Origin of the sequence: Bradyrhizobium sp. IC4060 (assembly GCF_020193715.1) — a bacterium.
GTDB lineage: Bacteria > Pseudomonadota > Alphaproteobacteria > Rhizobiales > Xanthobacteraceae > Bradyrhizobium > Bradyrhizobium yuanmingense.
The window spans coordinates 108,667-129,468 of record NZ_JADYVJ010000007.1 but is presented as its reverse complement, the minus strand read 5'-3'; the positions used below and the strand labels follow the sequence as shown (position 1 = coordinate 129,468).

Annotated in this window: 21 protein-coding genes; 13 read left to right on the top strand and 8 right to left on the bottom strand. The window is 64.0% G+C overall.

What is annotated here, in order from left to right:
• Positions 1–237: 237 nt before the first annotated feature.
• Complete coding sequence (locus I6F16_RS22995) at positions 238–1,578, top strand: amidohydrolase family protein (protein WP_109145134.1); 1,341 nt, start codon at positions 238–240, stop codon at positions 1,576–1,578.
• A gap of 455 nt (positions 1,579–2,033) precedes the next feature.
• Here I6F16_RS22995 and I6F16_RS22990 read toward each other — a convergent pair whose 3' ends face one another.
• The 3 genes from I6F16_RS22990 to I6F16_RS22980 are packed head-to-tail and all read right to left on the bottom strand — an operon-like array spanning position 2,034 to position 4,622.
• Positions 2,034–2,843 (bottom strand): N-acyl homoserine lactonase family protein, encoded by an 810-nt coding sequence (locus I6F16_RS22990; protein WP_225112288.1) that lies wholly within the window; start codon positions 2,841–2,843, stop codon positions 2,034–2,036.
• 8 nt (positions 2,844–2,851) lie between these two features.
• The gene (locus I6F16_RS22985; protein ID WP_036011521.1) at positions 2,852–3,241 is read right to left on the bottom strand and encodes a carboxymuconolactone decarboxylase family protein; all 390 of its coding nucleotides are present in this window, start codon (positions 3,239–3,241) and stop codon (positions 2,852–2,854) included.
• A 28-nt stretch (positions 3,242–3,269) separates the two neighbouring features.
• A complete protein-coding gene (locus I6F16_RS22980) occupies positions 3,270–4,622 on the bottom strand; it encodes an MmgE/PrpD family protein (RefSeq protein ID WP_225112287.1) in 1,353 nt (450 codons plus the stop codon).
• Between the two features lie 246 nt (positions 4,623–4,868).
• Between I6F16_RS22980 and I6F16_RS22975 the strand changes: the two genes are divergently transcribed.
• The 12 genes from I6F16_RS22975 to I6F16_RS22920 all read left to right on the top strand — a co-directional run bounded on the left by I6F16_RS22975 (position 4,869) and on the right by I6F16_RS22920 (position 16,903).
• Positions 4,869–5,762, top strand: coding sequence for an NAD(P)-dependent oxidoreductase (locus I6F16_RS22975; RefSeq protein WP_225112286.1), 894 nt, complete (start codon positions 4,869–4,871; stop codon positions 5,760–5,762).
• A 30-nt stretch (positions 5,763–5,792) separates the two neighbouring features.
• A complete protein-coding gene (locus tag I6F16_RS22970; RefSeq protein ID WP_109145138.1) occupies positions 5,793–7,187 on the top strand; it encodes an MmgE/PrpD family protein in 1,395 nt (464 codons plus the stop codon).
• A 79-nt stretch (positions 7,188–7,266) separates the two neighbouring features.
• Entirely contained in the window at positions 7,267–8,202 is a 936-nt protein-coding gene (locus I6F16_RS22965; RefSeq protein WP_225112285.1) for a branched-chain amino acid ABC transporter permease, read from the top strand.
• A gap of 2 nt (positions 8,203–8,204) precedes the next feature.
• Positions 8,205–9,977, top strand: coding sequence for a branched-chain amino acid ABC transporter ATP-binding protein/permease (locus tag I6F16_RS22960; RefSeq protein ID WP_225112284.1), 1,773 nt, complete (start codon positions 8,205–8,207; stop codon positions 9,975–9,977).
• On the top strand, positions 9,964–10,671 hold the full coding sequence (locus I6F16_RS22955) for an ABC transporter ATP-binding protein (protein WP_036011537.1): 708 nt from the start codon (positions 9,964–9,966) through the stop codon (positions 10,669–10,671). Before I6F16_RS22960 ends, I6F16_RS22955 begins: the two co-directional genes overlap by 14 nt.
• Positions 10,672–10,702: 31 nt before the next feature.
• Entirely contained in the window at positions 10,703–11,935 is a 1,233-nt protein-coding gene (locus tag I6F16_RS22950; RefSeq protein WP_225112283.1) for an ABC transporter substrate-binding protein, read from the top strand.
• Between the two features lie 31 nt (positions 11,936–11,966).
• On the top strand, positions 11,967–13,202 hold the full coding sequence (locus tag I6F16_RS22945; RefSeq protein WP_225112282.1) for an ABC transporter substrate-binding protein: 1,236 nt from the start codon (positions 11,967–11,969) through the stop codon (positions 13,200–13,202).
• A 29-nt stretch (positions 13,203–13,231) separates the two neighbouring features.
• Positions 13,232–13,612 (top strand): carboxymuconolactone decarboxylase family protein, encoded by a 381-nt coding sequence (locus I6F16_RS22940; RefSeq protein WP_036011548.1) that lies wholly within the window; start codon positions 13,232–13,234, stop codon positions 13,610–13,612.
• 16 nt (positions 13,613–13,628) lie between these two features.
• A complete protein-coding gene (locus I6F16_RS22935) occupies positions 13,629–14,399 on the top strand; it encodes an SDR family oxidoreductase (RefSeq protein WP_225174003.1) in 771 nt (256 codons plus the stop codon).
• 24 nt (positions 14,400–14,423) lie between these two features.
• Positions 14,424–15,164 (top strand): SDR family oxidoreductase, encoded by a 741-nt coding sequence (locus I6F16_RS22930; RefSeq protein ID WP_225114055.1) that lies wholly within the window; start codon positions 14,424–14,426, stop codon positions 15,162–15,164.
• 23 nt (positions 15,165–15,187) lie between these two features.
• Positions 15,188–15,904, top strand: coding sequence for a GntR family transcriptional regulator (locus I6F16_RS22925; RefSeq protein WP_050991723.1), 717 nt, complete (start codon positions 15,188–15,190; stop codon positions 15,902–15,904).
• 24 nt (positions 15,905–15,928) lie between these two features.
• Positions 15,929–16,903: a tripartite tricarboxylate transporter substrate-binding protein gene (locus tag I6F16_RS22920; RefSeq protein WP_225114054.1), complete on the top strand. Its 975-nt coding sequence runs from the start codon at positions 15,929–15,931 to the stop codon at positions 16,901–16,903.
• 27 nt (positions 16,904–16,930) lie between these two features.
• On the opposite strand, the gene I6F16_RS22915 is transcribed toward I6F16_RS22920, so the two are convergent.
• The 5 genes from I6F16_RS22915 to I6F16_RS22895 all read right to left on the bottom strand — a co-directional run bounded on the left by I6F16_RS22915 (position 16,931) and on the right by I6F16_RS22895 (position 20,798).
• On the bottom strand, positions 16,931–17,677 hold the full coding sequence (locus I6F16_RS22915; protein ID WP_225114053.1) for an SDR family NAD(P)-dependent oxidoreductase: 747 nt from the start codon (positions 17,675–17,677) through the stop codon (positions 16,931–16,933).
• A 58-nt stretch (positions 17,678–17,735) separates the two neighbouring features.
• Entirely contained in the window at positions 17,736–18,698 is a 963-nt protein-coding gene (locus I6F16_RS22910) for a sugar kinase (RefSeq protein WP_109145145.1), read from the bottom strand.
• Between the two features lie 32 nt (positions 18,699–18,730).
• On the bottom strand, positions 18,731–19,423 hold the full coding sequence (locus I6F16_RS22905; protein ID WP_225114052.1) for an L-fuculose-phosphate aldolase: 693 nt from the start codon (positions 19,421–19,423) through the stop codon (positions 18,731–18,733).
• Between the two features lie 19 nt (positions 19,424–19,442).
• On the bottom strand, positions 19,443–20,102 hold the full coding sequence (locus I6F16_RS22900; protein WP_346656600.1) for a hypothetical protein: 660 nt from the start codon (positions 20,100–20,102) through the stop codon (positions 19,443–19,445).
• Positions 20,103–20,228: 126 nt separating this feature from the next.
• Positions 20,229–20,798, bottom strand: a complete 570-nt coding sequence (locus I6F16_RS22895; protein ID WP_225114050.1) for a peroxidase-related enzyme — start codon at positions 20,796–20,798, stop codon at positions 20,229–20,231.
• Positions 20,799–20,802: the final 4 nt, after the last annotated feature.

The following is a 20,802-nucleotide window of genomic DNA, read 5'->3' as shown; positions in this document are numbered from 1 at the left end:
GCGGGTCCTTTGGTGCAACGGAGCTCACATCAAGCGGAAGCTGGCGCAAGTCGAATGTAGCAGCATAGGGACCCGACCTTGCCACGAATGTTCTGATGGATGGCTCTCGCCAAATGGTCACGGCCCGATGGTTGTCGGTCGAGCGAATCGGAACGAACTCGTGTGCGGCGCGACAACTTCCGCCGGGCTCCGCGCCGCTGGCGAGAGAACACAACATGCTAGGAAGGAACACTGCAAATGCGGATAGCCGAGTGTGCCACGATCATTGTTGCGACGTGCACCTTTCTCACGCCGGCAGAGCCGCAAGAGCGGATTGCAGTCACCGTCTTCGAGAACGTGCGCATCTTTGACGGGAAGAGCCAGACGCTTTCCGTCCCATCGAATGTCGTCATCCGCGGAAACATCATCGAGCGGATCGTGACCGCTCCCATTCCAACCGATCGTCGCGTGGACGCCCGCGTCATACAAGGCGGTGGACGCGTGCTGATGCCCGGGCTCAGCGACATGCATTGGCACGCGATGATGGTCCGTCCGACACCCGCGCAGATGCTGTCGAGCGACCTCGGATATACGACGCTGCTGGCGAGCGCGGAAGCGACAGCGACACTGATGCGCGGATTCACGACAGTCAGGGACATGGGCGGCCCCACCTTCTCACTCAAACGCGCGATCGATGAAGGTCTCGTCCCGGGTCCTCGCATCTATCCATCGGGAGCCGTCATCACGGTCACCGGCGGCCATGGAGACTTCCGCGAGCTTTGGGAGCTGCCGCAAAGTCAGGGCGGAACAAGCCGCGTCGAACAGCTCGGCGGAAGCATCATCGCGGATGATCCCGACGAGGTCCGCAAGCGCGTGCGCGAACAGCTCATGCAGGGCGCGTCCCAGGTCAAGCTGACGGCAGGGGGAGGCGTCGCCTCGCCTTTCAGCCCACTTGATGTGACCACATTCAGCGAAGCGGACTTGCGCGCGGCCGTCGAAACCGCCACCGATTGGGGGACGTATGTTGCAACACACGCATATACACCGAGCGCAATTCGACGTTCCATCGCCGCGGGCGTCAAAGTGATCGAGCATGGTCATCTCATGGATGAACCGACTGCACGCCTCATCGCCGAGAAGCAAATCTGGCTGAGCACTCAGCCGTTCGTAGACCTCGGCGGCGCAGCCATGCTCCCGCCCGCCCAACAGGCGCAGATGCGCCAGGTTGTTGCGGGAACGGACACCGTGTACGGGTTCGTCAAGAAGTTTGGGATCAAGACCGCCTTTGGAACAGATATCCTCTTCTCGAAGCCACTGGCCGAGCATCAGGGTCAGGGCATCGTAGACCTCACGCGGTGGTTCACGCCGGCGGAAGCGCTGACGATGGCGACCTCAACCAATGGAGAGCTGCTCGCGCTTTCCGGAGCGCGGAATCCTTATCCCGGCAGGATCGGAGTGGTCGAGGAAGGCGCATTGGCCGATCTCCTGCTCGTCGATGGCAATCCGCTGGAAGACATTCGCCTCATCGAGGACCCCGCAAATAAGCTTGTCGTCATCATGAAGGACGGGATCATCTACAAAGACACCAATCCCAAGTGACCTATTCTCACGGCTGCGCCTGTGACCGATAGTGATGGCCTGTCACCCTGCCTGACGGACGTCAAACCGGATATTTCGACAACCAGCGCAGACCTTTCGCTTGGGTAAGCCGAGATGTGATGGACTCCAAGGGCCTGACCGACTTCATGAGCTCCGAGTCCACGAAGTGGGCCGGGATCATCAAGAAGATCGACATCGAGCCGATGTAGCGATGCTTGGCGAAGACCTTTCGTTCCAATCCGCTTGGCGCCTCCAACCTGACCGCATCATGATCTAGATGCTGCGCGGTTGCGTTCCTCTGCATGCCGGCCTCGCAATACGCGACCGGCACCGTCGTCGCCATCGATGGCGGCTTTCTGGCAGGATAGTCAGCCGTCTCCGATCGGCCGCAGATCGTGCCAGAGTTGAAGATGCGGAAGCTCGACAAGGATGCCGTGCGTGGTCCTCTCGCCGCCCTAGGAGTGAGCAGGCCCGGACGGCGCCACGTCCAAGCGGACCGCGATCCCGTCCAGATCCGGGGTCGGCGCTGGATAATGCATCATGACGAGCGGATCGTGACCTGGAACGATGTGGTCCGCATCCGGCGCTGCGGCGCGCAGTTTGTCGAACCCCGCCAGCATGTCGCCGACATGAAACGCCGTCGTAAAAGGACGCTCGCTGGTCAGGTTTTCGTAGAAATGACTGACGTCGGAAGCGAGCACGACCGGACCGCGGCGCGTGTTGACCCGGACGAATTGAAGCCCGGCGGAATGTCCGCCCGCCGCATGGACCGTTAGCCCGGGAGCGATCTCAGCATCGCCATCGTAGAACAGGACTCGGCGCGCATAGTTCAGCCGCACGATGCCGCAGACGTCCTCGACCTCGAAAGAATGCGACAACCTCGGATATTGCATGTAGCGGCCGGTGGCGTAGGCAAGCTCGCGCTCCTGGAGATGAAATCGTGCGTTCGGAAAGCGGTCGAAATTGCCGGCATGGTCGTAGTGCAGATGCGTGAGGATCACGTCCTCGATTTCGGCCGGCTCGATATCGAACGCCCCAAGAGCCTCCACCGGGCAGCGCAGGAATGTCCGCCTGCGCTGCTCCGCAATTTCGGCGTTGAACCCGGTATCGATGACGAAGGTGCGCCCACCTCCCCGCGCCAGCCACATGAAATAGTCCATCGGCATCGGTCCGTCATGCGGATCACCGCCGATGAAGTGGTCGCTCCGCTGCGCATCCCGCGTTGCGTAGCGGATGGCGAAGAGTTCGTAGATCGGGTCAGCCATGGATTTGCTCAGGAGCCGGCCGCGTCGACCTCGTTGAAGGCCTCGCGTGCGTTGCGGAAAGCGTCGATGCCGGCGGGCACGCCGCAATAGACCGCGACCTGGAGCAGGATCTCCTTGATCTCCTCCTTGGTCAGCCCGTTCTTCAACGCGCCCTTCACGTGCAGCTTCAGCTCGTGCGGCCGGTTCAGTGCGCCGAGCATCGCCAAATTGACGATCGAGCGCGTGCGACGGTCGACGCCGGGCCGCGTCCACAGCGCGCCCCAGCAGAATTCGGTGGACCATTCCGCCATCGTGCGCGTGAACTCGTCGGCACCGGCGATCGATTTGTTGACGTAGTCCTCGCCGAGCACCTCCTTGCGGACTTTGAGGCCCTTTTCGAACAGTTCGGTCTTGGTCATGATCGTCCCTTTCAGGTCTTGCGAGAGTCTAGATGGAAGTTGTTCGGCGCATCGCCGAGGGCGGCCGCAACGATCGCAGCAGTTCGGCGACGTCAGCCACCGCATCGAGACGCCAGACGGCGTCGATGACACCGTCCGCGTCCCAATTGCTCTGGCCCGTTCGCACGCTTTCGCGCAGCTTGGCCTCGAGATCGCGATCTTCAAGCGGCGCTGCCCGGCTGCCGCGCGGCGAGATGACGGTCTCGGTGAAAACCTCGCCGGACGACAGGCGCACGGTCGCGCGTGCCGCACCATCCGGCATCCCGTCATCCCACTCCGCCCTCACCTTCTGCCGCAGCTGCACAATATCGGGCCGGACGACCGTCTCGCGTGCAAACTCGGCGACGCCGGCTCTGCCGAGCAGCAATCCGCACGCCACGCAATGATGGATGCTGACGCGCGCATCGCGCTCGTTGTTGACGGGGCGGTCGCCGCGCGCAAGCAGCAGCGTCGAGCCTTGAACGGTCACGGTGTCGATCTGGTCGAATCGCCGACCGATCCGCTCTCGCAACCGAAGGCAGGCATCAATGACCGCATGAAAAACGATGCCGGCGGGATAGGGCTTGTAGGTGTTCTTGGCGATCTCAAAGGTCTTGCCGAGACCATCAAGCAAGCGGGCAATATCCGGCTCGTCACCCATGGTGCGTGCCCAACCGAGCGGGCCTTCAATGGCGTGGGGGGCCGCCTCATAACCCTGCTCTGCAAGCAGCGCCGCAAACAAGCCGTTGCGCGCCGCGTTACCGACGCTGACATTCTTCGCGGCACTGGGCAGGTTCTCGACATTGCCTGCCGACTGGCTCGCCGCGAGCCCGATGGCATTCGCAATACCCTCCGCCGGCAGGCCCAATAGTTTGGCGCAAGCCGCCGCGGCGCCAAAGATCCCGCATGTCGAAGTGATGTGCCAGCCGCGCGCATAATGGCGCGGCGAAACGGCGTTGCCGATGCGACATTCGACATCCACGCCGAGGATGAACGCCGTCAACAATTCGCGTCCAGACAATTTATGCGTCTCCGCGAGTGCGAGGACTGGAGCTGCGACCGGTGCCGCCGGATGAATGATCGTCTCGGGATGGGTGTCATCGAAATCGAGCAGATTGGCTGAGATGGCGTTGAGAAACGATGCGCACATCGCGTCCATCGGCTGCGAATGACCGATGACCGTCGCGGTCGCGGCGCCGCTGAACGGCGACAGGGTTCGCACCGCCGCCATTACCACCGGATCGCGTGCGGAGCCGAGTGCCGTGGCGAAGAAATTGAGTATCGAGCGTCGCGCCTCGCCGCTCTGCGCCTCCACGTCCGCCCACGATGTCGCCGCGACGAAATCGGCGAGCGTCCTGCTCACGCTGGGAATTGGGTCTTGCGGCACGCGGGGCGTCTTCCTCGTTTTTCGGACCTTATGCCGATCCGCGGCAAACTGTCGACCCAAATGTTATGCTTGACAGCTTGTCTGACAATCATAACAATCCGGCACGCTGGCACGGGAACCCGCCGCCGCAACGACGGCGGTCGTCAGGGCCGGCCGGCGAACTGACAACGACAAGATCAAGACGGCGCGCCCCGCGTGGGATCGCGCGACAGGGAGTGAACGATGGCGGGAGAGACGCTCGGTGTGATCGGAACGGGCCGCATGGGCGGCCCCATGGCGGGGCGGTTGATGGACGCGGGCTATTCGCTCGTCGTCTACGACACGCAGACCGACGCGACGCAGCCGCTGGTCAAGCGCGGCGCCTTGGTCGGCAAGTCGCCGGCCGACGTCGCCTCGCGCGCCGACATCGTGCTCGCCAGTCTGCCGACGCCCGACATCGTCAAGGGCGTCACTCTCGGCGAGGACGGCATCAGCAGCGGCAACCGCGCCAAGATCGTCGTTGATCTCTCGACCTCTGGTCCCGGCGCGGCGAAGCTCGTTGCGGAAGGGCTGAAAGCCAAAGGCATGACGCTGGTCGATGCGCCCGTCAGCGGCGGCATCAAGGGCGCCGTGAACGGCACGCTCGCCGTTATGGTATCGTGCCCGCAAGCGACTTACGACATCGTGCAGCCGATCCTGAAGAATTTCGGCAAGCTGTTCTACACCGGCGACAAGCCCGGCGTGGCGCAGACCGCCAAGCTCGCCAACAATCTGATGGCGGCGGCGGCACTGGTGATCACGTCGGAAGCGGTCGCCATGGGCGTCAAGGGCGGCGTCAACGCCAAGGTGCTGATCGATATCATCAACGCCAGCAGCGGCCGCAACAGCGCCTCCGAAGACAAATTTCCCCGTTCGGTGCTGCCGGGCACGTTCGATTTCGGATTCGCCACCGGCCTTTCCTACAAGGACGTCCGTCTCTGCGTGGACGAGGCCGAGGCCATGGGCGTGCCGATGGTCTGCGGCGCAGTGGTACGGCAGATGCTGGCGATCACCAACGCCAAATACGGCCCGTCGTCCGATTTCACCTCGATCGCCAAGGTGCTCGAGGAGTGGGCCGGGGTCGAGATGCGCGGCTGAGCGCAAGAGCCTTTGGGAGAAACACTTGCGATGACGAACAGCCCGACCGGATCAGGCAAGGTATCGCTCGCGCGCCAGATGGCGCGGAGCGCACTTGCCGTTGATCTCGGAGATTTCGGGCCTGAAGTGGTCGCCAAGGCCAAGCTCTGCCTGCTCGACTTCCTGTCCTGCGCCTTCGAGGCGGGCCATCATCCCTGGAGTCGTCAGGCAATCGCGATCGCACAAGGTGGCGGCAGCGCAACCATCGTCGGAATGTCGCGACTCTCCTTGCCGGCCGATGCCGCCTTCGCCAATGCCGTGATGGGGCACGGACTCGTGCGGGAAGACATGCATGCCGCCAGCATTGCGCACCACGGCGTGGTGATCTGGCCCACATTGCTCGCGCTGTCCGAACAGTCGCAGCTGCACGGCTCAAGGCTGCTCGCAGCCGCGATAATCGGCTATGAGACCGGCGCGCGGATCGGCCGCGCGTTGCTGACCTCCGATCTCGCCCGGCTCTATCGTCCGACCGGCCTCGTGGCCCCTCTGGGCGCGGCGCTCGCCGGAAGTTTCGCGCTCAACCTGTCCGAAGACGCAGCGACCAGCGCCATCGCGATCGCAGCCAACACGTCCAGCGGTCTCAACGAGTGGCCGCATGCAGGCGGCTCCGACATGTATTTTCATCCGGGCTTCGCCGCCAGCAATGCGATCAAGGCAATCGGCCTCGCCGCAGCCGGCGCTTTCGGCTCCGAAACGATCCTCGAAGGCGAAGCGGGCCTGTTCGCCGCCTATCGTCGCCAGGCCGCGCCCGACAGCATCGCGCTGTTCCCGAATGGCGAATGCGAGATCATGGCGGTCTACAACAAGCCGGTCCCGGCCTGCAATTTCGCGCAGACCGCCGCGCAAGCGGCCCTTCGCGTCTCGCACGAACTCGCCGGCACCGAGGAGATCGACCGCGTCGTCATTCGCGCTCCCGATGCCGCCGTGCGCTATCCTGGGTGCGCCTCCACCGGCCCGTATCGGAACGCGCTCCAGGCCAAGATGAGCATTCCCTTCAGCGTCGCGGCCACCCTCGTGAGGGGCGAGATCGAGGAAGGCAACTACGCCGAACTCGATGATGTCGATATCATCCGCCTGGTTGCGATCACGAAGCTTGAGCCGGATGTCGGCTTCACCACCGCTTTCCCCGACAAGCAGGGCGCGGATGTGACCGTGCATCTGCAGAGCGGCCGGACGATCCGGCACGCGCTACCCGACGTCATCGCCGCAACGCCTTCAGATATTCGCACGCGCTTTCGCACGGCCGCTCAGGGAGTCCTCGGTGAGGACCGCACGTGCCAGTTGGAGCAACTCATCGAGAGCTGCGAACGGCTCGGCAACGCCGGCGATATCGCAGCACTATGCCGCCTGGACACGGCGGAACGGGTTTTACGATCGGCATCATAAGAAGTGCCGGAGAGTACGGGGGAAACATGGTCGACTTCGAGACCCGCTTAGGTTCGTCAGCCGCGCGGAGGCGAAGCTGATGGAAGGATTTTTGCAAGCGCTCGCCGCGGGCCTTCTGATCGGCGCCGTCTACGGCCTGATGTGCGTCGGGCTCGGCCTGATCTTCGGCGTCATGCGCGTCATCAACTTCGCCCATGGCGATTTCATGATGCTCGGCATGTACACTGCCTTCTATCTGTTCACCGCCGCCGGCGTTCAGTCGTTCTTCGGCAATGCGGTCGGACCGTTCGTCTCCATCCTGCTGGCCGGCCCCGTGCTTGCCGTATTCGGCTACTTCGTCCACCGGGCACTGATCTCGCACGTCTCGGGGACGCGCACCGCCTCGCTCGAAGGCGAGGGACACTACGCCCAGCTGATCCTCACGCTGGGCATCGCGCTGATCCTGCAGAACGGCGGCCTCCTCGTGTTCGGCTCGGTGCTGGCCTCGATCCGCACGCCGCTGTCGAGCTCGGCCTGGGAGCTCGGCCCCTTCTTCGACATGAGCATCTTTCTCAACAAGGCCCGCAGCATCGACATGATCGTTTCGCTGGTCATGATGATCCTGCTTTCGCTGCTGATCACGCGAACGCGGATCGGCAAATCGCTTCGCGCCGCCGCGGATAATCCGACCGCCGCGACCTATATGGGCATCGACGTCGATCGCGCGCACCGAACCGCCTTCGCGCTCGGCTGCGGCATCACGGCGATCGCCGGCGGCCTCCTCGCTACGAACTATCCGTTCCACCCGTTCGTCGGCCTCGAATACGTCATCGTCATGTATGCGGGCGTCGTGCTCGGCGGCATGGGCAGCATCATCGGCGCGTTCTGGGGCGGCATGACGATCGGGCTCGTGCAGCAGATGTCGACGCTGATCCTGCCGACGCAGCTGCAGAACGCCGCGATCTTCGCCGTCTTCCTCCTCATCATCTTCTTCCGACCGCAAGGTTTCTTCGGGCGGATGGTGGAGAGGACGTGATCATGCTCCGGATGCGCTCCTTTCTTCCTCCCCTGCTCTTCACCATCGCCTATGCCGCGCTGTCGCTCGGCGTCACCAATTCTTACTACCAGCTGATCCTGACGCTGGTGCCGGTGTGGGCGGTGTTCGGCCTGTCCTGGAACCTGCTTAGCGGCTACACCGGACTGATCTCGTTCGGCCATGCCGCCTTCTTCGGCATTGGCGCCTATGCCACCGCGCTTGGCCAGATCTATTTCGACATATCGCCCTGGCTGCTGATCCCCATCGCCGCCGTGCTCGGCGGCATCGCCGGGCTGCTGATCGGATTTCCCACCTTCCGCCTCCAGGGCCACTATTTCGCCCTGGCGATGCTCGCCTACCCGCTTGCCATCCTCTACGTGTTCGAGTGGCTCGGCTTCCAGGAGGTGACCCTTCCGATCAAGCGCGACGCGCCGATCGCCTACATGCAATTCGCCGATCCGCGCATCTACACGCTGCTGGGACTCGCAATCATGCTTGCCACCATCGTGCTGACGCAATTCATCGAGCGCTCCCGCTTCGGCATGGCACTGCTCGCAATCAAGCAGAACGAGGCCGCCGCCGAGGCGGCCGGGATCAATACGCTCGCCTGGAAGCTGCGCGCGATCACGCTTAGCGGGGCCATTGCCGCGGCGATCGGCGGCTTTTACGCGCAGGTGTTGTTGGTCGTGACGCCGCAATCGGTGTTCGGCATGCTGGTGTCGGCCCAGGCGCTGACGGTCGCGATGTTCGGCGGCGTCGGCACGGTCTGGGGGCCGGTGATCGGCTCGGTGATCCTGATCCCGCTCGCTGAGATACTGCATGCCGAAGCCGGCGCGCGCTTCCCCGGCATCCAGGGCGTGATCTTCGGTTTCGCCATCGTCTGCGTCATCCTGCTGGCACCGGAAGGCCTGTTCTGGAAGCTGCGCGATCTCCTGCGCAAACGGATCGCGCCTAAGGCGGCTGCCTCCGACCTGCCTGAAACATCGGCTGCCAACGTCACCGCGCTGAAGCCCGCACCGCGACAGCGGGCTGCCACCGGGGAAGTCATGCTCGAAGTCAAGAACCTGTCGCGGTCCTTCGGCGGCCTCAAGGCCGTGCAGGATGTCAGCTTCAAGCTGCACCAGAACGAGATCCTCGGCATCATCGGCCCCAATGGCGCCGGCAAGACCACGCTGTTCAATCTCCTCAACGGCTTCCTGAAGCCGAGCGAGGGTGAGGTGCTGATCGATGGCCGCAACATGTCCGGCCAACGGCCGCACGTGATCTGCGAGGCCGGCATCGGCCGCACCTTCCAGGTGATGCGACCATTCCTGCGCATGTCGATCCTCGACAACGTCGTGGTCGGTGCCTATGTGCGCGCGCGGTCCGACGACGAAGCTCGCAAGCTTGCCGCCGATGCAGTTGCCCGTGTCGGGCTCTCCGCCGTCGCCGACCGCGTCGCCGGCGAGCTTTCGACCAAGGAGCTGCGGCTGATGGAACTTGCCCGCGCTATCGCCGGCCAGCCACGCATCCTGCTGCTCGACGAGACCCTCGCGGGCCTCGGCCACGGCGAGGCGGACGAGGTCGTCGCCGTGATCCAGCAGCTCGCGCGCGACGGCATGACCATCGCGATCATCGAGCACACGATGCAGGCGATGGTCCGGCTGGTCGACAGATTCGTCGTGCTCGACCACGGCGCCGTCATCACCGAAGGCCTGCCGGAAGTGGTGACGCGCGACAACCGGGTGATCGAGGCCTATCTCGGCAAGAAATGGGTGGGCCATGCTGCGAATTGAGGGATTGAGCGCGGGCTATTCCGCCAAACCCGTGCTGAACGACATCTCGATCAATGTCGGCGCCGGCCAGTTCGTCGCCATCGTCGGACCCAACGGCGCCGGCAAGACCACGCTGTTCAAGACCATCTCCGGCATCGTCAAGCCGAGCGGCGGGGCCATCACCTTCGACGGCGTCGATCTCCTCGCAGTGCCGCCGCCACAGCGCGCCCATCTCGGCATCGCCCACGTCCCCGAGGGCCGCCAAGTCTTCCCGTCACTGACCGTGATGGAGAATCTGGAGATGGGTGCGATGACCGAGAGCGGTCGACGCGACTGGCAGAGCAACATCGAGCGCATCTTCGAATGGCTTCCGGTGCTGAAGGAGCGTCGCAGCCAGTTCGCGGGCACGATGTCAGGCGGCCAGCAGCAGATGCTCGCGATCGGCCGCGGCCTCGCCTCCTCGCCGAAACTCTTGATGCTGGACGAACCCTCGATGGGGCTGGCGCCCTCAACCGCCGACTTCATCTTCGATCGGCTGATCGAGATTCGCCGCCAGTCCGGGCTGACCATGCTGCTGGTCGAGCAGCGCGTCGCGGAAGCGCTGGAATCCGCGGACCACGGCTACGTCCTCGAAGCCGGCCATGTCGTGCTCGAAGGCAACAACGACACGCTGCGCGCCGACGACCGCGTGCGCAAGGCCTATCTCGGCATGTGACAACCATAAAAAAGACCAGGGAGTAAACAAAATGAACAAGACATCGGAGGGACTCTCGCGACGGACCGTGCTGTCCGGCGCCGCCGCCGTGGGCCTTGCCGGCGTGGCACGCGCGCAGACACCGGCCGAGATCAAGGTCGGGCTGATCGTGCCGCTGTCGGGCATCTACACCCGCCCCGGCCAGGTGATGAAGATGGGCGCCGAGATGGGTATCGAGCACATCAACGCGCAGGGCGGCATCAAGGCGCTCGGCGGCGCCAAGCTGAAGCTCGTCGTGATCGATTGCGGCGACACCACCGAGAAGGCCAAGAACGCGGCGCAACGCATGGTGGCGCAGGAGCCGGATCTCGTCGCGGCCACCGGCGCCTATCTGTCGTCCTTCACGCTGGCGGTCACCGAGGTGACCGAGCGTGCCGAGCTGCCGGTGCTGACGCTGTCCTATTCGGACCTTCTGACCGACCGCGGTTTCAAATACATCTTCCAGACCGCCGCGACCGCGAGCCGCCAGTCCGAGCTCGGCTTGCCGACTCTGATGAAGCTCGCGGAGAACGCCTCGGGCAAGAAGCCGAAGACGGTCGCGATGCTGATGGACAACACCGCGACTTCGGTTGCCACGGCCAAGGCGCTGAAGGAGAAGCTGTTCGCACAGGAAGGCCTCCAGCTCGTCGTCGAGGAAGTCTGGACCCCGCCGCTGTCGGATGCGACGCCGCTGATCCAGAAAGTCCGCTCGGCCAAGCCCGATCTGCTGCTGTTCATGCCGAACGCGGTGTCGGACGCCAAGCTGGGGCTCGAGAAGATCAGCGAGTTCGGCCTTGGCCAGGGCAAGATCCCGACCGTGTCCTTCAGCATCACAATCGCCGAGCCCGACATGCTGCAGAGCGTGAGCCCGGAGACAGTGCAGGGCATCATGACCATCGTCGCCAATTGGGGCTCGAAAGGTCACGAGGCGCTGATCGCCGAGCTCAAGGCAAAATACAAGGAGCCCTGGATGACGCAGAACGTCATCTCGACCTATGGCGACATGTGGCTGATGAAGGAAGCGTTGGAAAAGGCCGGTAAGGCCGACCGCAATTCGGTCGCGCAGGCCTTCCGCACCTTGGATGCCGGCCCGTCGAAATACTACCCAGGCGGACAGCTCAAGTTCGACGAGAAGGGCCGCAGGGTCGGCGCCGGCGTCGTCATCGTGCAATGGCAATCGGGCGTGCCAGTCACCGTCTATCCGCCCGAGCTCGCGCAGGCGCAGCCGTTCTGGCCGAAGAAATAGCATCGCACGCTTTTCAGGGAGGAGGATTGTCATGAGAACAACGAGCAAGATCAGGATCACCCGTCGAACACTGCTTGCGGGCGCGTCCGGCATGCTGATCGCATCCCGTGCCTGGGCACAGCAGCCATCTGAGGTGAAAGTCGGCCTCTTGGTGCCGATCTCCGGCATCTACGCCCGTCCCGGCACGGTGATGCGTCAGGGCGCCGAGATGGCCGTCGAGCACATCAACGCGCAAGGCGGAGTCAAGGCGCTCGGCGGCGCCAAGCTGAAGCTCGTGGTGCTCGATTCCGGCGACACCACTGAGAAGGCCAAGAACGCCGCCCAGCGTATGGTGGCGCAGGAGAGCGACCTGGTCGCGGCAAGCGGCGCCTACCTGTCATCCTTCACGCTCGCGGTCACCGAGGTCACGGAACGCGCCAACTTGCCCGTCCTCACCCTCTCCTACTCCGATCTGATCACGGATCGCGGCTTCAAATACGTGTTCCAGACCTCGGCCACGGCAGCCTCACAGGCCCGTCAGGCCTTGCCGCAAATCATCAAGCTGGCCGAGACGGCATCGGGCAAGCGGCCGAAGACGGTCGCGATCCTCACCGACAACACGGCCGCGTCGATCGCCTCGGCGAAATCGATGCGCGAGGGCCTCTTGGCAGAGAACCAGCTGCAGCTGATCGTGGACGAGACCTTCACGCCGCCGCTCGCGGACGCGACGTCGCTGGTTCAGAAGATTCGCTCGGCCAAGCCCGACCTGCTCTTCTTCCTGCCGACGGTGATCTCCGACGCCAAGCTGCTGCTCGAGAAGATGAACGAGTTCGGCCTCGGCCAGGGCAAGGTGCCGACCATCTCGTTCGGCATCGCCATCGCCGAACCGGACATGCTGCAGACCGTGAGCCCGGAACTGCTCCAGGGAGTCCTGACCTGCGTTGCGAGCTGGGGCGCCAAGGGCCACGAGGCGCTGATCGCCGAGTTGAAGACCCGCTACAAGGAGCCGTGGATGACGCAGAATGCGATCTCCACCTATGGCGACATGTGGGTGATCAAGGACGCGCTGGAGAAGGCCGGCAAGGCCGACCGCGTTGCCGTCGGCGAAGCGCTGCGCACCATGGATGCAGGCCCCTCGAAATATTACCCGCTGGGCGAGATCAAGTTCGACCAGAAAGGCCGCCGCGTCGGCGCCGGCATGACCATCGTGCAGTGGCAATCCGGCGTGCCGGTGACGGTGTTCCCGCCTGAGCTTGCGCTGGCCAAACCGTTCTGGCCGAAGACCTGAGAACGCCCGAACGAGAAACGGAGAACAGAATGGACAAGGCGACCTACGACCGCGGTCTCGAAATCCGCAAAAGCGTGCTCGGCAGCGAGTTCGTCGACAAGGCGATCGCGTCCGCGGACGAGTTCAACCGCCCGATGCAGGATCTCACCACCGAGTATTGCTGGGGTTACGTCTGGGGCCGCGAAGGGCTGACGCGAAAGACGCGCAGCTTCCTCAATCTGGCGATGCTCTGCGCGCTCAACCGTCCGCACGAACTGAAGACCCACGTCCGCGGCGCCCTCGCCAATGGCGCGACCAAAGAGGAGATCCGCGAGGTCTTCATGCAGGTCGCGATCTATTGCGGCGTGCCGGCCGGCGTGGACGCGTTCCGGAACGCGAAGGAAGTCTTCGCCGAGCTCGACAAGAAATAAGGGCGGGCGGGCTGCGATGAAGGGCAAATGGGCACTCGTGACCGGCGCGACCGCAGGCCTTGGCCTCGCCATCGCGGAAGGCCTGGCCGGCGCGGGCTGCAACATTGTCCTGCACGACCTCGTTGCGCCGAAGCAGCCCGCGGACGACCTCAGCGCCCGCTTCGGCGTCGAGGTCATCCCCGCCGCTGCCGATCTGTCCGGGCGCGACGACATCGAGAGCATGATGGTCGGCCTGCTCGGCCGCTGCGGAGCCATCGACATCCTTGTCAACAACGCCGTTGTCAGGCATTTCTCGACGATCGAGCAGTTTCCACCCGATCGCTGGGACCAGGCGCTCGCTGTTAACCTGTCGGCGCCATTCCACCTGATCCGCCTTGCGCTGCCCGCGATGAAGCAGCGCGGCTGGGGCCGGATCATCAATATCGGCTCGATCTATTCGAGCCGCGCGGTCGAAGATCGCATCGACTACGTCACGACCAAAGCGGCAATTCTGGGAATGACCCGCGCAGTGGCCATCGAGACCGCCCGCAGCGGAATCACCTGCAACGCGCTCTGCCCGGGTACGCTGCCGACGCCGGCGATCCTGAACAAGATCGCGACGATGGCCGCGAATAGCGGACGCCCCGTCGATGACGTGACCCGCGAATATCTTGGCGAGCGCCAGCCGACGCAGCGCTTCGTCGAAATGGATGCGGTCGCCGCCATGGTCATCTTTCTCTGCGGCACCGCGGCAAATGACATCACCGGCGCCAGCCTGCCCATCGACGGCGGCTGGTCAATCGCATGAGAGCATTGGAATGGGAGTGCTGAGATGACCGAACAACCAGGCCAGACCGTCGTCCTGACCGGCGCTGCCGGCGGCATGGGACGTGCCATCACCAAGGCGCTGCTGGACAGCGGCCGCCGCGTCGTGCTGGTCGATCGTGACGCCAAGGCGCTTCAGCAGCTGGCGGCCACCGTCGGCGACAAGGTGTTTCCGATTCAGCTCGACGTCAGCGATTCCCGGGACGTGGATAGTCTGCCGGAGGCCATTCCTGCTCATTTCAAGCCGGTCGAAATCCTCATCAACAATGCCGGGCATGACATCGGCGGCCGGACACGCTTCGACGCCGGCTCCGCCGACGACTGGTCCAACATCATCCAGACCAACCTGATTGGCCTGATGCGCGTCACCCGCGCGATCCTCCCCGACATGGTCAAGCGCAACGCCGGCCATATCGTCAACATCAGCTCCATCAACGCCGTCCGTATAGTCCCGGATATGGCGGCCTACAGCACCAGCAAGGCGGGCGTGCACATGTTCACCGAGACCCTCCGGAGCGAGCTGGCGGACACCGCGATCCGGGTCACCGAGCTCCAGCCCGGCCTGACCAGGACCAACATCATCCTGACCCGCTACCGCGGCGACAAGCAGAAGGAAAAGGACTATTTCGACCAGTTCAGGATGGCGCTTGAGCCGGCCGACATCGCCCGCTCGATCGTGTTCGCCCTGGATCAGCCCGCCCACGTTCAAATTGCCGAAATGATGATTCTGCCTGTAAACCGGTATTGAATCATTCCAACCAAGGCCCGGACATGGAAAGACGCCGCGAATTGCAGTCGACACTCCGCATCGATGACGTACCGACCGTCCGAGCGATGGTGGCGCAAAAGCTGCGCGAGGCGATCATGTCCGGCACGCTGAAACCGGGCCAGCGCCTGGTCGAGCGCGAGCTCTGCGAGATGATGGGCGTCAGCCGCCCCTCGATCCGGGAAGCGCTACGCGCCCTCGAGGCCGACGGGCTGGTCAATACGGTCCCTCACCGCGGCCCCGTGGTCTCCACGATCAGCCTGGAGGAGGCCCGGCAGCTCTACGCCGCCCGCGCGGTGCTCGAAGGCTTCGCCGGCCGTGAATGCGCCAGGCTTCACGACCCGGAAGTGGCTCGCCGGATCGGGGAAGCCCTGACCCGGCTGAAGGCAGCCGCAGCCAAGCAGGACCTCGTCGGATGCCTGGAAGCCAAGACCGACTTTTACGCCGCTCTGATCGGTGGCTGCCGCAACGCGTTCATCGAGCGCATGCTCAAGCCGCTGCATGACCGAATCCAGCTGTTGCGGATCACCTCGATGTCGCAGCCGAAGCGGATCAACAAGAGCTTGCGCGAGGTTACCGCGATCTGGCGCGCGATCCAGAACGGCGATGCGGACCTCGCCGAGCGCTGCTGCGTCGACCACATCAATGCGGCGGCGGTGGCCGCGCTCGACATGATCGAAAAATCGTCGGCAGCCAAGGAGGCGGCGCCTTCCGACGACTAAAACATTGCCGCCAGGGAGTGTTCGATGACGTATCTCGTACGATCGCTGATCCTGCTTGTCCTGCTCTATCCCTGCCGCGCAGCCATTGCGGAAGACTACCCCACCCGCCCGGTCACGATGATCGTGCCGTTCTCAGCTGGTGGTCCCGGCGACGTGATCGCACGCATCCTCGGCGGCGCCATGAGTACGACGCTGAAACAGTCGATCGTGATCGAAAACGTCGTCGGCGCCGGCGGCACGCTCGGCACCAACCGTGTCGCCAAGGCGGCCCCCGACGGCTACACGCTGCTGCTGATGCATGTCGGCCAGGCCACCGCGCCGGCCCTCTACGCCAAGCTGCCGTTCGATCCGGTCGACGATTTCGCCCCGATCGGGCTCGTCACCGACGTCCCGATGATCCTCGTGGCGCGGCCGAACTTTCCTGCCAAGGATCTCAACGAGCTGATCGCGCGGATCCGCAATGCCGGCGACAAGATCACCTTCGGCAATGTCGGTCTCGGCTCGGCCTCACAGCTCTGCGGTTTGATGTTCATGAGCACCACCGATACCAAGCTTACCCCGATCTACTACAAGGGCGGCGGCCCGGCGCTGAACGACGTCATCGCCGGCCACATCGACGTTTATTGCGACCCTGCAACCGGGCCGACGCCTTATATTCAGTCGAACACGATCAAGGGCTACGCGATCACGAGCAAGAAGCGGGTTGCAACGCTGCCGAACGTGCCGACCTCGGCCGAGGCCGGCCTTCCCGCGTTCGACGTGACGACGTGGTATGGCCTCTACGCCCCGCGCGGCACGCCGAAGCCCGTAGTCGACCAACTCGTCGGCGCGCTGCAGACCGCGCTGAAGGATCCCGCCCTGATCAATCGGTTTGGTGAGCTCAGCATGTCCCCGGTTGAACCCGAACGCGCGACGCCGGAAGCCCTTGAAGCCTTTCTCAAGGCTGAGATCGGCAAATGGGGAAGGATTATCAAGGCAGCCGGCATCGAGCCGCAATAGGTTAGTTAGAGCGGATCGACCCCGTTGCTAACTGTAAAAGATGCCTCCGTCCACGTTGAGGGCTTGGCCGGTCACAAACGCAGAATCGTCAGACGCAAAGAACGCAACGGGCCCGACGACGTCCTCCGGCTGCCCGAGCCGGTGCAGGTCCGTGACCTTCTCGAAATAGGCGACACGCTCGGGATCGCGGAGATTGTTCATCCCCATCTCCGTCACGATGATGCCCGGGCATACGGCATTGACCGTGATGCCGTAGCCGCCGAACTCCATGGACGACACCCGGGTGAAGCCGACCACCGCCGACTTCGATGCAGCATAGTGGGACTGTCCCGGACCGCCCGTTCGAGCGGCGAGCGAGGCGATGTTGACGATCCGCCCGTATTTGCGCTCCTTCATATGTGGCACCACGGCCTGGGTCATCTGGAAGACGCCGCGCGTGTTGACGGCGAAGGTCTGATCCCATGTCTCGGTCGTCAGCTCGTCGATGGTCGCCAGCCTGAGGATGCCCGCATTGTTGACGAGGACATCGACGTGCCCGAGACCCTGGACGGCTTCAGCCACCGCACGCCTGCAATCGCCGATATCGCTGACGTCGCCCAGCACGGGGATGCAGCGGCCGCCAAGCTTGCCGACCTCGGCGACGGTCTCGAGCAGAACGTTCTCCTGGGCCGCGATGTCGGTCAGCGCGAGATCGTAGCCTCGCTTGGCAAGGCCAGTGGCAATCGCACGGCCAATGCCGCGGCTTGCCCCCGTCACGATCGCATGTCGGGCCATGTTGCATTCTCCCCTGTTATTTCCAATGAATGTTGGTTCTTTACCGGCGTTGAAAAGATCAGGCGCGAGCCGGCTTGCGGACTGGCAAGGTGTTCATGGCCTTCACGGTTTCCTCGAAGGATACGAGATTGGCGCCCGAACCCAGCCCCGTCGCGACGATCGCGGCCGTCGCGGTCGCAAGCTTGGCGCAATCGAGCAGGTCCCAGTCGCGAGCCAGCCCCGCGATGAAGCCGCCCGTATAGGAATCGCCGCATCCCGACGTATCGCGAACGGCAACGTCGAACGCCGGCACCGTGAACTGGCGTCCGTCGCGGGTCATCACGAACGAGCCGTCGGCGCCGAGAGAGATGGCGCAGGCCCCCGCCCCCTTGTCGATGAAGAACCGCGCGCATGCGGCGGGATCGTCGGTTCCCACCATGGCACTGGTCTCGTCGATACTCGGCATGAAGAAGTCAACGTAAGGCAGCAGAGGCTCGACCAGCGCCAGCGTCTCACGCCGCGCCTGGATGAGATCGAGCGTCGTCGTGCAACCAGCGGCTTTCGCGTCCTGCAGCAATGCGACGGAAGGCGCTCCATCCATCGCAAGTAGAGAGCCGACCCCGCCGAGATGGAGAATTTTGCTCCGGCATGCGGCTACTTGCGTTTCGGGCGCGATCCGCCATCGGGCTGAGGCGCCCCTCGCATGCATGACCGGACGCGAGCCGTCGGGCCGGATCGGCAAAATCGTTGCAGAGGTTGGAGCGCCGGTCATTCGCTCCATCAGAGCGATATCGATGCCTTCGCGCTCCAGCGCGTTCAGCATCCAATCAGCCTTCTCGTCGGAGCCGACGGCACCAACCGCGAGCGCCCTCAAGCCGAGCCGCGCGCAAGGAACGACCGTTCCGCCGGCCGTGCCGGCGACCGCGAGCCGGATTTCCTCGATCAACAACCGGCCACCTCCGGGTGGGATCTCGGTAACGGGGACCCCGAGAATATCCAGGATGTAAGTGCCGCAGACGCTGACGTCGTGAGTGTAGGCCATGAGTTCTCGCAAGGCAGGGGATTATTCGTGATCTAGCTCGACAGCTGGGTAATCTTGGGAGCGCCTTCGTTATCGCGCAGGCCGTAATGCCCCCATCGCTTCAGGATGCTGTCGATCTCTTCGTCCGGTAGCAGCGGAGGAGAGCCGAGTTGAAGACAGCCGTGATACTGCTTGGCGAGCACCTCGACCTCCACCGCGAGCCACAAGGCTTTGCGCAAATTGGGACCGATGGCGATCAGCCCGTGATGTGCGAGGAGGCAGGCGCGGCGATAGCGAAGCGCGTTCAGGGCCGCCTGCGACAGTTCGGCCGTACCGTATTGCGCGTAAGGTGCGCAGGGGATGTCGTTGCCGCCGGCCGCGGCAATCATGTAGTGAATCGCAGGGATCGAGCGATTCATGATCGCGATGATGGTGCAAAAGACCGGATGGGCGTGAACGACGGCGCCGACCTCCGGCTTCGACTTGAGGATGTCGAGGTGAAAACGCCATTCGGTCGACGGAACATTGCCGGCCGACGCAGTCCATGAGCCGTCCCACTTCATGGCCACGATGTCTTCGGGCTTCATGCGGTCGTAGGGAAGACCGGACGGCGTCAGCAGGATGCCGTCGTCGGTTCGAACGCTGATGTTTCCGGACGTTCCCTGGTTGATGCCTTGCGCCGCCATCTCGCGGCACGCGTCGATGATGGATTGACGAAGTTCGAGCTCTGCTTCGCGGCCGGTCATACCTTGCTTCCACCCTGGTTCATGCACTTGCTCCGAGCTGGACCTGACGGTCGACCAACAGCCAGGTGGCTCGCGCGGTCGCCAGCACCTCCTGCTCGGCATCGAGCAAAGCACTCTCGGCAAAGAGCTTGCGGCCTTCCCGCCCGGTCGGCCACGCCACCACCGCACATCGATCTCCGGGACGCGGCCGGCGTTCGATCCGTGCGGCCATGCGTCCGAGCAGGACCGTTTCGTCGCCCTTCAATCCCAGGTGACGGGCGCCAACGCTGCAATAGCCGGTCGGGCAATCGAGAGCGGCCCAGACGAATTCGGGCGCAACATAGCCGTCCTCACCCGCCAGACTGCCATGAGGTACCCAGGAGGCCGCGAACACGACGGGCTTGCCTGGGACAGCGCCCGCCTGCAGCGGGCCTGCGAAGATGCGCAGACCATCGCCGTGACCACGCGCGGGGCCACAGACAAAACAAGTCGGAAGGTTATGGGTCTGCTCTTCGTAGGGTGTTCGGCCGGCCGCCTCTTCAGCCGCCTCGTAGCTTACCCTGGGAACGTCCGGCACATCGATGTCTGTTGCACGCACCGTCGCGAGCAGCCTGTCGTTCTCGCGCAACTCGATCCCGCCGTCGGCCCCCGTCAGCACGTCGAGCGACCGCTCCAGCGGCGGCGGGGCGCGCAACGTCACTTCGGCGTCTCCACTGACGTGCCTTGCGAGACATCCGCATACATAACCGCCGTTGCCGGAGTTGGGTGGGCCCCGGAAGCGCCTGTCGATGACCAGCGATACCATTGCAGCTCTCGTTCGCGGCGTTTAGCGTCCCATCGCGAAGAACTCGTCGTTCGGACGCATGCTGGTGACGTTGGCGAGGCGGTTCGACATGCCGAAGAATGCAGCGATGGCTGCGATGTCCCAGACGTCCTCCTCGGTGAATCCATGTCCCTTGAGATCCACGAGGTCGGAATCGTCCACCTCATAGGCGCGCACCGAGACTTTCATCGCGAAATCGAGCATCGCCCTTTGCCGCGCGGTGATATCGGCCTTGCGGTAGTTGACGGCGACCTGGTCCGCAATCAGCGGATTCTTCGCCCGCACGCGCAAGATGGCGCCGTGCGCGACCACGCAGTACTGGCATTGATTGGCGCTGCTGGTCGCAACGACGATCATCTCGCGCTCGGCCTTGGTGATCGGCCCGGGCTTGTCCATGAGAGCGTCGTGATAGGCGAAGAACGCCCGGAACTCGTCCGGACGGTGCGCGAGTGTCAGGAAGACGTTCGGGACGAATCCAGACTTCTCCTGAACGGCCTCGATCCGTGCGCGGATATCCTCCGGCAGCGTCGCGATATCGGGAACGGGAAAGCGGCTGATGGCGGGCGCAGACATGTTG

Bases quoted from the DNA above. Each gene is read 5' to 3' on its own strand.
- I6F16_RS22995 (WP_109145134.1), top strand. From the start codon at position 238: ATGCGGATAGCCGAGTGTGCCACGATCATTGTTGCGACGTGCACCTTT.
- I6F16_RS22990 (WP_225112288.1), bottom strand. From the start codon at position 2,843: ATGGCTGACCCGATCTACGAACTCTTCGCCATCCGCTACGCAACGCGG.
- I6F16_RS22985 (WP_036011521.1), bottom strand. From the start codon at position 3,241: ATGACCAAGACCGAACTGTTCGAAAAGGGCCTCAAAGTCCGCAAGGAG.
- I6F16_RS22975 (WP_225112286.1), top strand. From the start codon at position 4,869: ATGGCGGGAGAGACGCTCGGTGTGATCGGAACGGGCCGCATGGGCGGC.
- I6F16_RS22970 (WP_109145138.1), top strand. From the start codon at position 5,793: ATGACGAACAGCCCGACCGGATCAGGCAAGGTATCGCTCGCGCGCCAG.
- I6F16_RS22965 (WP_225112285.1), top strand. From the start codon at position 7,267: ATGGAAGGATTTTTGCAAGCGCTCGCCGCGGGCCTTCTGATCGGCGCC.
- I6F16_RS22960 (WP_225112284.1), top strand. From the start codon at position 8,205: ATGCTCCGGATGCGCTCCTTTCTTCCTCCCCTGCTCTTCACCATCGCC.
- I6F16_RS22955 (WP_036011537.1), top strand. From the start codon at position 9,964: ATGCTGCGAATTGAGGGATTGAGCGCGGGCTATTCCGCCAAACCCGTG.
- I6F16_RS22950 (WP_225112283.1), top strand. From the start codon at position 10,703: ATGAACAAGACATCGGAGGGACTCTCGCGACGGACCGTGCTGTCCGGC.
- I6F16_RS22945 (WP_225112282.1), top strand. From the start codon at position 11,967: ATGAGAACAACGAGCAAGATCAGGATCACCCGTCGAACACTGCTTGCG.
- I6F16_RS22940 (WP_036011548.1), top strand. From the start codon at position 13,232: ATGGACAAGGCGACCTACGACCGCGGTCTCGAAATCCGCAAAAGCGTG.
- I6F16_RS22935 (WP_225174003.1), top strand. From the start codon at position 13,629: ATGAAGGGCAAATGGGCACTCGTGACCGGCGCGACCGCAGGCCTTGGC.
- I6F16_RS22930 (WP_225114055.1), top strand. From the start codon at position 14,424: ATGACCGAACAACCAGGCCAGACCGTCGTCCTGACCGGCGCTGCCGGC.
- I6F16_RS22925 (WP_050991723.1), top strand. From the start codon at position 15,188: ATGGAAAGACGCCGCGAATTGCAGTCGACACTCCGCATCGATGACGTA.
- I6F16_RS22920 (WP_225114054.1), top strand. From the start codon at position 15,929: ATGACGTATCTCGTACGATCGCTGATCCTGCTTGTCCTGCTCTATCCC.
- I6F16_RS22915 (WP_225114053.1), bottom strand. From the start codon at position 17,677: ATGGCCCGACATGCGATCGTGACGGGGGCAAGCCGCGGCATTGGCCGT.
- I6F16_RS22910 (WP_109145145.1), bottom strand. From the start codon at position 18,698: ATGGCCTACACTCACGACGTCAGCGTCTGCGGCACTTACATCCTGGAT.
- I6F16_RS22905 (WP_225114052.1), bottom strand. From the start codon at position 19,423: ATGACCGGCCGCGAAGCAGAGCTCGAACTTCGTCAATCCATCATCGAC.
- I6F16_RS22895 (WP_225114050.1), bottom strand. From the start codon at position 20,798: ATGTCTGCGCCCGCCATCAGCCGCTTTCCCGTTCCCGATATCGCGACG.